Source organism: Solirubrobacter deserti (assembly GCF_027587175.1).
In the GTDB taxonomy this organism is placed as follows: domain Bacteria; phylum Actinomycetota; class Thermoleophilia; order Solirubrobacterales; family Solirubrobacteraceae; genus Solirubrobacter; species Solirubrobacter deserti.
Genome location: NZ_JAPCID010000036.1, coordinates 18614 through 33597 on the forward strand (window position 1 = coordinate 18614; position 14984 = coordinate 33597).

Sequence of the window (14984 nt, forward strand, 5' to 3'; positions counted from 1 at the left end):
CCGGCTGCAGGCGGCCTAGAGTCTCGGCATGCGGAGGGCGGTCGTAGCGCTCATGTGCGCCGTCATGGCCGCGGCGGCGCCTGCCCCTGCCCACGCGCAGGCGCCCACCAACGGCCAGCTCGCGGTCGTGCTCGGCAACCGGATCGTCGCGGTCAACCCTGACGGCACAGGTCAGCGTCCGCTGTACACGCCGAGCGGAGGGGGCACGATCAGCGGGCCCGCGTGGTCGCCGGACGGCAACAAGCTCGCGTTCTCCTACCAGGACAAGATCACGGTCATCGACCTCGCCTCCGGCACCCGCACGTCGTTGACCACGCCGGGCGCCGGCGCGCGCGACGTCGACGCGGCCTGGCTGGCCGACGGCACGATCGGCTTCCGTCGCATCACGATCGGCGCGCTCGGCCTCGAGAAGCAGGAGCGCATGAAGGTCACGCTCGCCGGCGCGGTGCTCTCGCCGCGCGCGTTGGACGTCGGCCTGTCGGCGCTCGCCTTCGGCCCGAGCTTCGACACCTACGCGTTCCGCCTCGGGACGGTGCTGGACTGGAGCGGCAGCCGCGCGCTGGAGCTCTCGCTCGGCGCGACCGACACCCCGGCGTGGTCGCCGGCCGGGACCGACCTGGCCTACGTGGAGACCGGCCTCGGCAGCGTCTGGGCCGGCGGGCTGCGCGTCATCTCCAAGCTCGCTGACTCCGGGCCGAACCTGCGGATCACGGAGCTTCCGGCGGCGGCGCCGCGCTGGTCGCCCGACGGCAAGGCGCTCACGTTCCTGCGCGACGGGCGGGTGCAGACGGTGCCCGCGGTGAAGGACTCGACGGCGGCGGAGGTGCCCGGGCTGTCCAGCGCCACCGCCGTCGACTGGCAGCCGTGCGTCGGCGGCGTCACGCTGAGCTGCCGCTCCGTGCTGCCGCCCGTGTGCAGCGCCACCGCGCCGCAGGTGGCCACGCAGGCTGACCAGCCCGTCGAGATCCCGGTCGCGTCGTGCACTGACCCGGCGAACCTGCCGCTGAGGTTCGTGCTCGACAAGGACGGCGAGCACGGGTCGGTGACGGGCACGACCTACACGCCGCGGCCCGGCTTCACCGGCCAGGACACCATCCAGTACCGGATGAGCAACGGCACCGCCGAGTCCGAGCTCGTCAAGGTCACGGTCTTCGTCGTCCCGCGCCCGGCCGCGGTCGGCCCACCGCCGGTGGCCGCGCCGCCGCCCGCGCCCGCCGCCGCGCCGTTCCTGAGCCTGCGCGTCAAGCCGCGGCTGGACCGCAAGCGCTCCGTGCTGGCGCGGTTGACGTGCGACCAGCCGTGCACGTTCGCGGTGCGGCTCGAGGGTACGCTGCGCGCCAAGCCCAAGAAGGCGGTCAAGGGCGCGACGATCACGCGCACGCTCGCTCCCGGGCGCGTGCTGGCGGTGCGGCTCAAGCTCCCGGCCAGGCCGAAGGGCGCGCTGAAGCGGATCTGGATCACCGGCACGGTGCGCAACGCCACGGGCGCCACCCGGGCGGTCAGGCTGCCGGTGTCGCCGCCGCGCTGATCAGGTCCAGCAGCGCGTCGATCTGCGCGCGCGTCGTGTCCGGGTTCAGCAGCGTGAGCTTGAGCGCGACGCGCCCGTCGACCGTCGTGCGCCCGATCACCGCTTCGCCCGTCGCGAACAGGCTGCGGTGGATGGCGATGTTGCGCGCGTCGTCGCCGAGGCGGCGGAACGCGACCATCACCGTGTGCGGCGGCGCGACCAGCTCCAGCTCCGGGTGGCGCTCGATCGCCCCGCCCGCGTACTGCGTGAGGTCGAGCACGGTGTCGACCATCGCGCCGAGTTGCCTGCGGCCGCGCGTGCGCAGGGCGACCAGGACCTTGAAGGCGTCGAACCGGCGTGAGGTGTCCAGCGAGCGCCCGACCAGGTTCAGCTGCCCCTCCGCCTCGTCCTCGGGCCGGTTGAGGTAGACGCTGGCGTGGTGGACGGCGCGCAGCGCGCCCACGTCCGGCACGAGCAGCGCGCTCGCGCCGAACGGCATCCACCACAGCTTGTGCAGGTCCGCGGTGATCGAGTTCGCGCGCTCGATCCCGTCCAGCCGGCGCCGGTGCGTGTCGCTGAGCATGAGCCCGGAGCCGACCGCGGCGTCGACGTGGAACCACGCCCCGAGCCGCTGCGCGTGGTCCGCGAGCGCGTCCAGCGGGTCGATCGCGCCGAGGTCCGTCGTCCCCGCCGTGCCGACGATCGCGATCACCTCCTCGCCCGCCGTGCGCTCGTGGAGCGCTTCGACGGACATGCGCCCGTCCGGGTCGGTCGGCACGCCGATCACCGCCTCCGTCCCGAGCCCGAGCAGCGCCGCCGACCGTCGCACGCTGTCGTGTGAAGTCGCGCTCGCCGCGATCCGCCACCGGTTCGGCGGCAGCCCGCGGCGCCGGACGTCCTCGCCGGCCCGGTCGCGGGCGAGCAGCAACCCGAGCAGGTTCGACGCCGTCCCGCCCATCGTCATCACGCCCGACCCCTGCGGGAACCCGTGCAGCTGCGCCAGCCGGGTCACGAGCGCGTCCTCCACGAACGTGGCCGCCGGCGAGGCGTCGAACGCGTCCATCGACTGGTTCGTGACGCCGATCGCGAGCTCCGCGACCGCCGCCTCGATCAGCGGCGCGGGATGCAGATGCGCGACGCAGTTCGGGTCCCCGAGCCGGATCCCGCCCTCGAGGACCGGCGCGAGGTCGTGCAGGACCGCGTCGAGCGCGGCGCCGTCCTCGGGGAGCGGGTCGATGTTCGCGACCGCGGCGGCGAGCGCTGTGGGATCGAGCGGCGAGCGTGGCCCGGGCTCTGAGAGCGCGCGGATGATCGCCTCGGTCATCGCGATCGTCGCGTGGCGCAGGTCGGCGTGACTTCTCGGGTCGGGGCTGACGAACACGCGCCGCATCATGACGCGCCGCCGAGCGCTCGGTTTGTCAACCAGCGGTTGACAAACCGGTCAATGGAGCGCCTTCGAGGTGCGGGACGCGGCGGCCGCGCGGCGCCACTCGCCCTGCGCGCGTCGCTCGCGCCAGAGCAGCACGATCACGGCGACCGCGATCAGCGCGCAGCACACGACCGGCCACCAGCCCCAATGCGTGAAGTCGGGGAACACGACGTCGAGCGGACCCCACGGCGTGCGCGTGTTGACGGCGATCCACCCACGCAGCTCCTCGGACCGGTCCAGCCACAGCAGCCACCCGGTCCCGGCCAACGTGACCAGCGCCAGCAGACCCCCGAGCACGCGCGGGACGTGCCGCAGCCCCCACGCGCACAGCGCGGCCAGCGCGGGCAGCACCACCACCATCGACACGCCCGGGAACGAGGACGTGCCACGCAGCGGGCCGGCGGCGAGGATCGCGACCACGACCAGGTGCGCGCCGACCATCGCCAGCAGCAGGGCCGCGGCGGCTTCGGTCTCTCGCCGCGCCGGGGCGACGCGCGCCAGCTGGTCCCGGCGCGAGCGGTACAGCAGCCAGGCGGCGAAGAACGCGAGCGCGATCAGCGGCGCCCAGCGCAGCAGGCCGATCTCGCGGTCCAGCCACAGGCCGGCGAGGCGCGGGATGCGCTCCAGGTAGCCGATCGGCGGGTCCGGCAGGACGGCGGTTCCGGCCGACCGGGGCGTGATGCCGCCGTAGAAGCGGTCGTTGATCGTGGCGTAGAAGACGAGCGAGCCCGCGAGCGCCTCGCCCGCGACGAAGGCCGCGAAGCGGCGCCGCTCGCGCAGCGTCCAGACCACGAGCGCCCAGGCGACGACGACGCCCGCGGCCAGGAACGACCAGCCCAGCCACGGCAGCGCGGCGAGCATGACGGCGCCCAGCGCGACGTACCTTCGCCGTGGGCGCTCGCGGATCGCCAGCGCGCACAGCGCGGCGCCGGTCAGCAGCACGGCCGCCGCGACCCCGGGCGTGATCGTGGTGGAGGCGGCGACCGCGGGTGGCGACAGGCCCAGCAGGCCGACGCCGACGGTCGCCCACGGCTCGGGCACCAGCCTGCGCGCCAGCGCGGCGCCGAGCACGAACGCGAGCGCGAGCATCGCCAGCATCTGCCACTGCACCGCGCGGGCCCCGCCGAGCGCGTAGGCGGGCGCGATCAGCAGCGCGAAGCCGACGCCGTGCGGCTCCACCAATCGCCGGTCGACGACCCGCCCGTCCGTCTTGAGCTCCCGCGGATACCAGCTCGCGTAGGCGCGCTCCCGGTACTCGTCACTGAGGTCGAAGTCCCGGTCGGACACGAGCGACTCGGCCGCGAGCAGGTGGTGCGGCTCGTTGCCGCCGTAGTCGAAGCCGGGCTGGGCCGGGATGCCCAGGGTCGCCGAGTACACGGCGACCAGCAGTATCCACAGCCCGACGAACCTCACGCCCACCAAACCTAAGGGGTCTGACCCTTTAAGTTGCGCGGGCGAGCTCGATCAGGGTGCGCACGCCGAAGCCGGCGCCGCCCTCGCGGGTGTACGGCTTCTTGTTGTCGTAGGCGGTCCCGGCGATGTCCAGGTGCGCCCACGGCGTCTCGCCGACGAAGCGCTTGAGGAAATGTGCGGCGGTGATGCCGCCCGCGCCGCGGTCCGCGGTCGAGTTGACGATGTCGGCGTAGCGGCCCTGGATCATCTCGTCGTACTCGTCGTGCAGCGGCAGCCGCCACGACAGCTCGCCCGCGCGCTCGCCGGCGCTCCGCACGGCCTCGCCCCACGCGTCGTCGCTCGACAACAGCCCCGCGTACGTGCGCCCCAGCGCCACGACCATCGCGCCGGTCAAGGTCGCCAGGTCGACAAGCCGCTCCGCGCCCTGGTCGATCGCGTGCGCGAGGCAGTCCGCGAGCACCATCCGGCCCTCGGCGTCGGTGTTGTTGATCTCGATCGAGACGCCGTTGGAGGCCCGGACGATGTCGCCCGGCTTCATCGCGCGCCCGGACGGCAGGTTCTCGGTCGCCCCGATCACGCCGGTCACGCGCACGGGCAGCTGCAGCGCCGCGATCGCGCCGACCGCCTCCAGCACGGCCGCGCCACCGGACATGTCGAACTTCATCTCGTGCATCTTCGCCGCGGGCTTGATCGAGATGCCGCCGGAGTCGAACGTCACGGCCTTGCCCACGAAGCCGAGGTGCGGCCCGGAGGTGCCCTCCGGGGCGTAGGAGATCGTGATCAGCCGCGGCTCCTCGTCGGACCCGCGGGCGACGGCCGCGAACGCGCCCATGCCGGCCGCTTCCAGCCCGGCCCGGTCGAGCACCTCGACGCTCACGCCGGACAGCTCGGAAGCGCGCGCCGCCAACGCCGAAGGCGTGAGCACGTTCGCCGGCCGGTTCTGCAGGTCCCGCGCGCGGTTGGTGGCCTCGGCCCCGGCCACCGCCGCCGACGGGTCCAGCTCGTGGTGCGCGCTCAGCAGGAGCGCCTCGATCGCGTCCTTCTCGGGCTCCTTGAACTCCCGGTAGGTGTACGCCGCGAGCAGGGTGCCCTCGACGAGCCCGCCGACCACCGCGTCACCGACGTGGTGCGGCACCTCCCAGCACAGCGTCTTCGCGCCGAGCTCCTTCGCCCGCCCGAGGACCGTCGCGGCCACGACCCGCGCCCGCTCCGGATCGAACTCGCTCCGCCCGCCGAGGCCCGCGACGATGTAGCGCCGCCCCTCGGCATGGGTCACGGCGAGCTTGCGCAGGCCCCGCTTGGCCTCGCCGGAGTCGACCAGCGCCTGCAGCACGCCGCCGTGGTCGTGGGCGATGCCCTCGTCCTCGAACACACCGACGACGATGGTGTCGGCGTCGGTGGCGGGCGGGGAGTCCGTCGTGGCTGTCACTCGCATCGCAATAGACTCGCAGCATGCCTCGAACCGTGATCCTGAGCAGCGCTCGCACGCCGATCGGCAAGCTCGGGGGAGGTCTGTCCACCCTCCCCGCGACGCATCTGGGGGGTGTCGTCATCCGCGAGGCGCTGGACCGCGCCGACGTCGCGCCCGAGCAGGTCCAGCACGTCGTGATGGGCACGGTGCTGCAGGCCGGGCAGGGCCAGATCCCCAGCCGGCAGGCGCAGATCGAGGCCGGCATCCCGATCGAGGTCACGTCGGAGACGATCAACAAGGTCTGCGCGTCCTCCGTGCGCGCCGTCGGCATGATCGACCAGGCCGTGCGCGCCGGGGATCTCGACGTCGCCGTCGGCGGCGGCATGGAGTCGATGAGCCAGGCGCCGTACCTGCTGCCGGGCGCTCGCGGCGGCTTCCGGATGGGCGACGTGCAGGCGCTGGACGCGATGGTCCAGGACGGCCTGCGCAACCCGTTCACGGGCAAGCAGATGTACGAGGAGGCGACCGAGGTCGGCGACCAGCTCGAGATGACCCGCGCCGACCTCGACAAGTGGGCGCTGCGCAGCCACGAGCGCGCGATCGCGGCCACCGACGAGGGTCGCCTGGCCGAGGAGATCGTGGCCGTCACCGTCAAGGGCCGCAAAGGCGACACGGTGGTCGAGGTCGACGAGGCGCCGCGCCGCGAGTCCAGCCTCGAGTCGCTCGCCAAGCTGCCGGGGTTGACCAAGGGCGGTTCGCACACGGCCGGCAACTCGCCCGGCGTCAACGACGGCGCCGGCGCGCTCGTGCTCGCGTCCGAGGACTGGGCAGAACGCAACGGCAAGGACATCCTCGGCACGATCATCGCCCAGGCCGCCGTCGCCGACGAGTTCGAGTGGCTCGCCCGCACGCCCGCCAACGCGGCGATCAAGGCGCTCGACAAGGCCGGCCTGCAGCCGGGCGACATCGACCTGTGGGAGATCAACGAGGCGTTCTCGTCGGTCGCCCTCAACAGCACCCGCATGCTCGGCATCGACGAGGCGCGCGTGAACGTCAACGGCGGCGCGGTCGCGCTCGGCCACCCGATCGGCGCGTCCGGCGCGCGCATCATCGGCGCGCTCGTGCTGGAGCTGCGCCGGCGCGGCGGCGGCTACGGCTGCGCGGCGATCTGCTCGGGCGGCGGGCAGGGCGACGCGATCATCGTCCAGGTATAGGCATCCGCGAAGCGATGCCCGAAGCGACAGCGAACCTGGCCCTGGCCGCGGGTCCAAACGGTCGCCTTTGACGGAGCGACCGCACATTCTTCCCCCGCCGCCCGGCGGGGGAGCGATCAAGCGTGAGGGGGAGAAGGGCGCCGCGTTCTTCGACCTGGACCGCACGCTGATCGCGGGCAGCTCCTCCTTCCAGTTCGGCCGCGCGGCCTACAAGGCCGGGATGCTGACGCGCTCCGACCTCGCGCGCGACGCCTACGAGAACCTGAAGTTCCGTCTGCAAGGTTCCACGGACGCCAGCACCGACCTGGTCCGCGAGCGCGTCGGCAAGATGCTCCAGGGCGCCAAGGTGCGCGACCTGCAGCGCCTGTCCGGCCCGGTCCTGGCGGGTGTGCTGCCGCGGCTGTACCCGCGCATGCTCGAGCTCGCCTACGATCATCAGGACGCCGGCCGCCCGATCTTCATCTGCACGGCGGCCGCGCAGGAGATGGCCGAGCTGCTCGCGATCGTGCTCACCTTCGACGGCGCCGTCGGCTCGGTCGCCGAGGTGATCGACGGCGTCTACACCGGCCGTGAGGGCGGTCCGTTCAACTACCGCGAGGGCAAGGCGCAGGCGCTGCGCGAGCTGGCCGCGCGGGAGGACATCGACCTCGGCGCGAGCTACGCGTATAGCGACAGTGAATCCGACCTACCGATGCTGCGGCTCGTCGGCCATCCTGTCGCCGTCAATCCGGACAAGGAGCTCGCGCGCGTGGCGCGTGAGGAGGGGTGGGAGATCATGCGCTTCGAACGACTGGGAAGGAAGCTGCGGATCGCGGCCGCGGCAGCGGCCGCGTCGGCCGTGGCCATCGGGGCGGCGGCGCGATGAGCCTTCATGAGCTGACCGACGACCAGCGCGAGATCCGCGAGCTGGCCAAGCGCTTTGCGGACGAGCAGATCGCCCCGCACGCGGCGCGGTGGGACCGTGAGCACCATTTCCCGCGCGAGCTGTTCGCCGAGCTGGGCGAGCTCGGCCTGATGGGCGTGTGCGTCCCCGAGGAGCACGGCGGCGCGGGCGCCGACTTCCTCTCCTACATCCTCGTGCTCGAGGAGCTCAGCCGCGCCGACGCGGGCGTCGGCGTGACCGTCGCCGTCCACACCAGCGCCGGCACGCTGCCGATCATCGCCCACGGGTCCGAGGAGCAGATCGCCCAGCACGTCCCGCCGCTCGCGAGCGGGCAGGAGCTGTCCGCGTTCGCGCTCACCGAGTCCGGCTCCGGCTCGGACGCGAGCGCGATGCGCACCCGCGTCAACGGCGGCACCACGATCACCGGCGCCAAGCAGTGGATCACCAACGGCTCGTTCGCGTCCACGTTCCTCGTCTTCGCCAAGGAGGGCGGCCGCGCGTCCTCGTTCCTGGTCCGCGCCGGCGCCCACGGCTTCGCGGTCACGCGCGAGGAGGAGAAGCTGGGCCTGAACTCGAGCTCGACGGCCGACCTCGTGTTCGAGGACACGCCCGCCGAGCGCCTGGGAGAGCCCGGCAACGGCATGCACGTCGCGCTGCGGACGCTCGACGGCGGCCGCATCGGGATCGCCGCGCAGGCCGTCGGCATCGCGCAGGCGGCGTTCGAGGTCGCGACCGACTACGCCAAGGAACGCAACGCGTTCGGCGGCCCGATCGCCCGCTTCCAGGCCATCCAGCACAAGCTGGCCGAGATGCAGACCGACATCGAGGCCGCCCGCGCGCTCGTCTGGCGCGCCGCTCGCCTGAAGGAGGCGGGCCTGCCGCACACCGTCGAGGGCGCGCAGGCCAAGCTGTTCGCGTCCGGCGTCGCCCGCCGCCACACCGGCGAGGCGATCCAGATCCTCGGGGGCTACGGCTACACGAAGGAGTTTCCGGCCGAGCGCTACTACCGCGACGCCAAGGTCACCGAGATCTACGAGGGCACGAGCGAGATCCAGAAGCTCGTGATCGCCCGCGCGATCCTCGGAGAGGCGATGCGCTAGCGCCGCCGCGCCGCTGCGCATAGGCTCGCGTCCACGATGCGTTGGGCGATCGCCATCGCGTGCGTGCTCGCGGCCGTCGTCGGCGTCGCGCTGCTCGCCGAGGCACAGCAGATCGACTTCGAGCGCCTGCCAGCCGGCGGGCGCCCGATCCTCTACATCGGCGTCGTGATCGCTTGGGGCTTCGCCGGCGTCGGCGCCTACGCGCATGCCCGTCGGCCGGAGAACCACACGGGCGCGCTGATGGTGCTGGTGGGCGCGTTCATCGCGCTCACCGCGCTGCAGTTCTTCGATCAGCGGCTGCTGTTCTCGATCGGGATCATCTTCGACACGGTCTGCATCTCCGCGCTCGTCCATCTGCTGTTGGCGTTCCCGACCGGGCGAATCGACGGCCGCTGGCCCCGCTACGCGTTGGTCGCGGCCTACACCGCAGGCTGCCTGCAGGTGCCGGCGCTGCTGGTCAACGAGTGTCCGGACTGTCCCTCCGGCAACCCGATGCTGATCGAGGAGAGCGAGGTCGTCGCGGCGATCATCGGGCTCCCGCAGGGCGTGCTGTTCCTGTTCGCGCTGATCACGACCATCGTCGTCGTGCTGCACCGGCGTCAGACGTCCACGCCGCTGCAGCGCGGCGGCTTCGAGCCGGTGCTGCTGCTGGGCGCGGTGATCATCACGCTCGGGCTGGTCACCGTCGTGTCGAACGTCTTCAGCGTCGGCCCCACCACCGCGCTGCAGGTCGCGTTCTTCGCGACCTTCGCGCTGCTGCCCGCGGCCTTCCTGCTCGGGCTGGTCCGCACCCGCTTCTTCCGCACGGCCGCGGTCGGGCGCGTGATCGAGCGGCTGGCGCTGGACCCGCGCGGCGTGCGCGACGCGCTCGCGACCGAGCTCGGCGACCCCACGCTGGACGTCCTGTACTGGGTCGACGGCCGCTACGTCGACCGGGACGGTCATCCGCGAACGCCGGCCGGCACGCTGACCGAGATCGAGCACGAGGGCCGGCGAGTCGGCGCGCTCGTCCACGACCCGGCGCTCGACTCCGAGCCCGACCTCGTGCGCGAGGCCGCCGCCGCCGCGGCGCTCGCACTCGAGAACCAGCGGCTGGAGGTGGAGCTGCGCGCGCGGCTGGAGGCCCTGCGCGCGTCGCGGGCCCGCCTGGTCGAGGCTGGCGACGCCGAGCGCCGCCGCCTCACGCGCGACCTGCACGACGGCGCGCAGCAGCGCCTCGTCGCCCTGATGATCGAGCTCCAGCTCGCCCGCGAGCAGTTCGACGCCCAGCCCGAAGCCGCCCGCGACCTGCTCGACAGCGCGTTCGCCAACGCGCAGGAGGCCGTGGGGGAGCTGCGCGACCTCGCGGCCGGCATCCATCCCGCGGTGCTCTCCCAGCGTGGGCTGGACGCGGCGCTGGAGTCGCTCGCCAGCCGCTCCGCGGTGCCCGTGGAGCTCGACTCCACCCTCGACGAGCGCCTTCCCTCGCCGGTGGAGACCGCCGCCTACTTCGTCGTCGCCGAGGCGCTGACCAACGTCGCCAAGTACGCGAACGCCACGCACGCCCGCGTCGAGGTCCGGCGCGAGAACGGCCACGCCGTCATCGACATCCGCGACGACGGCGTCGGCGGCGCGCGCGTCGGCGAAGGCACGGGTCTGCGCGGCCTCGGCGACCGCGTCGGCGCGCTCGACGGCGCGCTCGAGGTCCAGAGCCCGCGCGGCGAGGGCACGCTCGTCCGCGCTCGGATACCGCTACGCGCGCCGTAGGAACTCGAGCACCGCGAGCACGCGGCGGTGGTCCTCGGTGCCGCTGGAGACGCCGAGCTTGCTGAAGATCGATGTGACGTGCTTCTCGACGGCGTGCGCGGTGACGACGAGCTTCTCCGCGATGCCCTTGTTGGAGCGGCCCTCGGCCATCAGCTCGAGCACCTCGCGCTCGCGCGGGGTGAGCGTGTCCAGCGGGTCGTCGCGGCGCCGGCGGCCGAGCATGTGCGCGACGACGGTCGGGTCGAGCACGGACCCGCCCGCGCCGACGCGCCGCACGGCCTCGGCGAAGCCGGCGAAGTCGGTCACGCGGTCCTTGAGCAGGTAGCCGACGCCCGCCGCGTCGTCGCCGATCAGGTCCACGGCGTAGCGCTCCTCGGCGAACTGGGAGAGCACGAGCACGCCCACGCCGGGCTGCGAGGCGCGGATCTCGATCGCCGCGCGCAGGCCGTCGTCGCTGTTCTCAGGCGGCATCTGCACGTCGACGATGACCACGTCGGGCTTGTGCGCACTCACCTTGCGCAGCAGGTCCGGCGCGTCGCCGGCCTCGGCCACGATCTCGAACCCCGCGGCGGCCAGCAGGCTGACGATGCCTTGGCGCAGCAGCGCCTGGTCTTCTCCGATGACGATCCTCATGGCGGCCCCAGCAACTCAACCAGAAGTGGCGACGCCAGTTGGGCCTTGGCGATGAACCCGCGCGCGCCCGAGCCGTTCACCGCGTTCCCGAGCTCCTCGCGGTCGAGCGTAGAGACGAGCACGACGCGCGCGTCGAACGCGGCCGCCGCCGACAGCCCGTCCCCGTCCGGGAGGTTGACGTCCAGCAGCACGCAGTCGGGCTTGAGGTCGCGCGCCGCCGCCAGCCCGTTCGCCACCGAGTCCGCCATGCCCACCACGTCGTAGCCGCGCGCGCCCAGCAGCACCCGCGCAGTCGCGCGAAAGGCGGCGGAGTCGTCGACGACGAGAACGGTGCGCGGCATAGGTCCAACCTAAGGGGTCTGACCGTTCATGTTCGTGGGGTTCACCGGAGATCTCAGACGGGGATGTCCGCACGCAGGGTGGTGCCGAGGCCGGGCGGCGAGTCGATGGAGAGCTGGCCGCTGAGCGCCTCGACGCGGTCGGCGAGCCCGCGCAGGCCGGAGCCGCCGGAGGGATCGGCGCCGCCGACGCCGTCGTCGACGACCTCGATCCGCAGGCCGGCCACGTCCGAGCGGCTGATCGTCACCTGCACGAGCTTCGCCTGCGCGTACTTGGCGATGTTCGCGAGCGCCTCGCTGACGACGTAGTAGGCCGCGGCCTCGACCGGCCCGTCGAGCCGCTCCTCCAGCTCCACGCTGAGCTCCACCGGCACGGGCGCGCGGTCGGCCACGGCGCGCACGGCCGGCTCGAGCCCGCGCTCGGTGAGCACCGCGGGGTGGATGCCGCGCGCGAGCTCGCGCAGCTCCTGCAGCGCGTGCGCGAGCTCCTCGCTGGCCTGCGTCAAGGCGTCGTCCTCCGGGTGCCGGCGCGCCGCCAGCCGCAGCATCAGCGCCAAAGACACCAGCCGCTGCTGGGCCCCGTCGTGCAGGTTGCGCTCCAGCCGCCGGCGCTCGGCGTCCCCGGCCTGCACGATGCGTGCCCGCGACGACGCCAGATCCTCCCGCGCCTGCGCGTTGGCGAGCGCCTGCGCGGCCAGCTCCGCGAAGTACGCGATTCGCTGCTCCGCACCCTCCGGGAACGGCCCCGCGCTCATCGAGGACACGATCACCGCGCCCCACAGCGACCCGCCCAGGAACACGGGCGCGGCGACCACGGCCTGCACCCCGTAGGAGCGCATCGCCTCCGCGAGTCGGCCCTCCGCCTGCGCGTAGGAGTCCATGCGCGCGGCCTGGCCCGTCCGCCACACGCGTGTGACCGCCGTGTCGCCGTCCATCGGCATCCGCGTGCCGTGCCCGAGCACGTGCTCGGGCCGGACCGCCCAGCCGCCGACGATCTCGCCCGCGCGCCCGTCGCTGTCGAACCGGAACATGTGCGCGGTCTGCGCCTCCAGCAGCTTGCCGACCTCCTCGCTGAGCAGGTCGAACAGCCGCGTCGGATCGCTGAACGCGGCGACCGCCGTCGCCACGCGCCGCAGCGCGGCCTGCTCGTCCGCCAGCCGGTGCAGGGCGGCCTCCGCGACGTTGCGCGCCGTTAGATCTCGCAGGTAGCCGTAGAAGACGCGCTCGCCCGGGACCTCGGGCCGCGTCACGACCAGCTCGACCGGGAACTCGGTGCCGTCGCGGCGCATCGCCGTCAGCTCCACCCGGCGCCCGACGATCGGCCCGCGTCCCGTCTTGAGGTAGCGCGCGAGGCCCTCCCGGTGCGCGTCCCGCAGCGTCTCGGGGATGATCAGAGAAGCGAGCTCCTGCCCGACGATCTCCGCGCTCGTGTACCCGAACGTCCGCTCGGCCGCGCGATTGGCCGACAGCACGATGCCCGCGTCGTCCATGGTGAACACGGAGTCGAACGCGACGTCGAGCATCGCTCGCCGGCGGGCCTCGATGTCGCGCCTCGCCCGCTCGGTCCGGCAGCGCTCGACGAACTGCGAGATCTGCACGCCGACGCTCTCCGCCGCCGCCATCAGGTCGTCGTCGGGCGGCGGCGTCGGGACCAGCAGCACGCCCACACCCGCGACCGGGATCGACATCGTCGAGCCGTCCCAGGTCACCTTCTTGTGTCCGTTGAGGCTGCGTTGGAGCTTGCCCGGCAGCCGCGCGAACGCCGTCTCCTCGTCGGGCGACGCGAGCGCCGCGGTGACGGCCCGCAGCAGCTCAGCCGGCCGCAACCGGGATCTCCGCTCGCAGGATCGTCCCTTCACCGAGCGGGCTCTCGACCTCGAAGCGCCCGCCCAGCGCCTCGACGCGGTCCGCCAGGCCGCGGAGCCCGCTACCGCCGCTGGGCGCCGCGCCGCCGACGCCGTCGTCGCGCACCTCGATCCGGGCGTGGGCGTTCGTGCGCTCCACCCCGATGCTCACGGTCGTCGCGCACGCGTACTTGGCGACGTTGGTCAGCGCCTCGGCGACGACGTAGTAGGCGGCGGCCTCGACCGGGTCCGGCAGGCGCTCGTCGAGCTCGACCGTCAGCGCCACCGGCACCGGCGCGCGCTGCGCCACGGCGCGCACGGCGGGCTCGAGCCCGCGCTCGGTCAGCACGGCGGGGTGGATGCCGCGCGCGAGTTCCCGCAGCTCCTGCAGCGCGAGGCTCAGCTCCTCGCTCGCCTGCACCAGCGCGTCGTCCTCCGGGTGCCGGCGGGCGGCCAGCCGCAGCATCAGCGCCAACGAAACCAGCCGCTGCTGCGCGCCGTCATGCAGGTTGCGCTCCAGCCGCCGGCGTTCGGCGTCGCCGGCCTGGACGATGCGGGCGCGCGACGCCGCCAGGTCCTCCCGCGTGCGCGCGTTGGCCAGCGCCTGCCCGGCCAGCTCGGCGAAGTCCGCGATCCGCTGCTCGGCGCCGCGGGGGAACGGCTCGCCGCTGCCGCCCGAGACGATGATCGCGCCCCACAGCCGGCCCTCCTGGAAGATCGGCCCGGCGACCGCGGAGTGGTGGCCGAGCTTGCGCAGGCTCGCGGCCAGCTCGCCCTCGAGGTCGTCGTAGCTGTCCACGCGGGCCGGCGCGCCCGTGCGGAACACGCGCGCCGACACGCTGTCGCCCGCGAGCGAGACCGTCGCGCCGACCTCGTGCACGGGGATGTTCGTGTCGTGCCAGCGCGCGAGGACCGTCGCCGTCTCGTCCTCGTTGAAGCGGATCATGTTCGCGCTCGGCGCGCCCAGCAGCTTGCCGACCTCCTCGGTGATGACGGTGAACGCCTCGCGCGGGTCGCTGGTCGTGGCGATCGCCGTGGCCACCCGCCGTAGCGCCGCCTGCTCGGTCGCGAGGTGGCGCAGCACGCGCTCGCGCTCGTCGGCCTCGGCGACGTTGGCCGCCACCGCCTTCTGGGCCCGGCAGCGCTCGGCGAACTGCGAGATCAGCAGGCCGAGGCTGTCCATCGTCTCGCGCAGCGCGCCGTCCGGCGCGAGCGTCGTGACGAAGTTCATCACGCCGATGCGCGGGACCTCGAAGCTCAGGCCGTCCTCGGGCGCCTCCGGCGGCTCACCCCACGCGAACGCGCGCCGCAGGGTCCCGCGCGCGATCTTCAGCCACATCGCCCCGCCCGGGCTGCCGAGCGAGGTGCCGATCGCCTCCAGCAGCGCCGGGTAGGCGTCCGCCTCGCCGTCCGCGGCGGCGAGCACGCGCACGACGGCGTGCCCCGTTTGGAGCAGCTCACTGGCA

The 14984-nt window shown here is 73.5% G+C and carries 12 protein-coding genes; 5 read left to right on the forward strand and 7 right to left on the reverse strand.

Annotated elements, in window-relative coordinates; genetic code table 11:
• Positions 1-28: 28 nt before the first annotated feature.
• On the forward strand, positions 29-1528 hold the full coding sequence (locus tag OJ962_RS22100; protein WP_202956814.1) for an Ig-like domain-containing protein: 1500 nt from the start codon (positions 29-31) through the stop codon (positions 1526-1528).
• Here OJ962_RS22100 and OJ962_RS22105 read toward each other — a convergent pair.
• From OJ962_RS22105 to OJ962_RS22115, 3 genes are read right to left on the reverse strand one after another with little or no spacing between them, the layout of a single operon-like run.
• Entirely contained in the window at positions 1500-2888 is a 1389-nt protein-coding gene (locus OJ962_RS22105) for a pyridoxal phosphate-dependent decarboxylase family protein (protein WP_270006606.1), read from the reverse strand. The two genes, OJ962_RS22100 and OJ962_RS22105, sit on opposite strands and share 29 nt — an antisense overlap.
• 60 nt (positions 2889-2948) lie before the next feature.
• Entirely contained in the window at positions 2949-4349 is a 1401-nt protein-coding gene (locus OJ962_RS22110; RefSeq protein WP_202956816.1) for a hypothetical protein, read from the reverse strand.
• Positions 4350-4377: 28 nt separating this feature from the next.
• Positions 4378-5784, reverse strand: coding sequence for a leucyl aminopeptidase family protein (locus OJ962_RS22115; RefSeq protein WP_202956817.1), 1407 nt, complete (start codon positions 5782-5784; stop codon positions 4378-4380).
• Between the two features lie 17 nt (positions 5785-5801).
• Here OJ962_RS22115 and OJ962_RS22120 point away from each other — a divergent pair, with 17 nt between their 5' ends.
• The 4 genes from OJ962_RS22120 (at position 5802) to OJ962_RS22135 (ending at position 10703) form a co-directional block, all read left to right on the forward strand.
• The gene (locus OJ962_RS22120; RefSeq protein WP_202956818.1) at positions 5802-6974 is read left to right on the forward strand and encodes an acetyl-CoA C-acetyltransferase; all 1173 of its coding nucleotides are present in this window, start codon (positions 5802-5804) and stop codon (positions 6972-6974) included.
• Positions 6975-7041: 67 nt separating this feature from the next.
• A complete protein-coding gene (locus tag OJ962_RS22125) occupies positions 7042-7839 on the forward strand; it encodes an HAD family hydrolase (protein WP_202956819.1) in 798 nt (265 codons plus the stop codon).
• A complete protein-coding gene (locus OJ962_RS22130; RefSeq protein WP_202956820.1) occupies positions 7836-8957 on the forward strand; it encodes an acyl-CoA dehydrogenase family protein in 1122 nt (373 codons plus the stop codon). The genes OJ962_RS22125 and OJ962_RS22130 overlap by 4 nt, the downstream gene beginning before the upstream one ends.
• Positions 8958-8993: 36 nt before the next feature.
• The gene (locus OJ962_RS22135; RefSeq protein WP_202956821.1) at positions 8994-10703 is read left to right on the forward strand and encodes a sensor histidine kinase; all 1710 of its coding nucleotides are present in this window, start codon (positions 8994-8996) and stop codon (positions 10701-10703) included.
• On the opposite strand, the gene OJ962_RS22140 is transcribed toward OJ962_RS22135, so the two are convergent.
• The 4 genes from OJ962_RS22140 to OJ962_RS22155 are packed head-to-tail and all read right to left on the reverse strand — an operon-like array spanning position 10689 to position 14950.
• The gene (locus OJ962_RS22140) at positions 10689-11336 is read right to left on the reverse strand and encodes a response regulator (RefSeq protein WP_202956822.1); all 648 of its coding nucleotides are present in this window, start codon (positions 11334-11336) and stop codon (positions 10689-10691) included. The genes OJ962_RS22135 and OJ962_RS22140 overlap by 15 nt on opposite strands.
• The gene (locus tag OJ962_RS22145; protein WP_202956823.1) at positions 11333-11677 is read right to left on the reverse strand and encodes a response regulator; all 345 of its coding nucleotides are present in this window, start codon (positions 11675-11677) and stop codon (positions 11333-11335) included. The genes OJ962_RS22140 and OJ962_RS22145 overlap by 4 nt, the downstream gene beginning before the upstream one ends.
• Positions 11678-11730: 53 nt before the next feature.
• The gene (locus OJ962_RS22150; RefSeq protein ID WP_202956824.1) at positions 11731-13500 is read right to left on the reverse strand and encodes a PAS domain S-box protein; all 1770 of its coding nucleotides are present in this window, start codon (positions 13498-13500) and stop codon (positions 11731-11733) included.
• Positions 13487-14950 carry a GAF domain-containing sensor histidine kinase gene (locus OJ962_RS22155; RefSeq protein ID WP_202956825.1) on the reverse strand — a complete coding sequence of 488 codons (1464 nt, stop codon included), beginning with the start codon at positions 14948-14950 and terminating at the stop codon, positions 13487-13489. The genes OJ962_RS22150 and OJ962_RS22155 overlap by 14 nt, the downstream gene beginning before the upstream one ends.
• Positions 14951-14984: the final 34 nt, after the last annotated feature.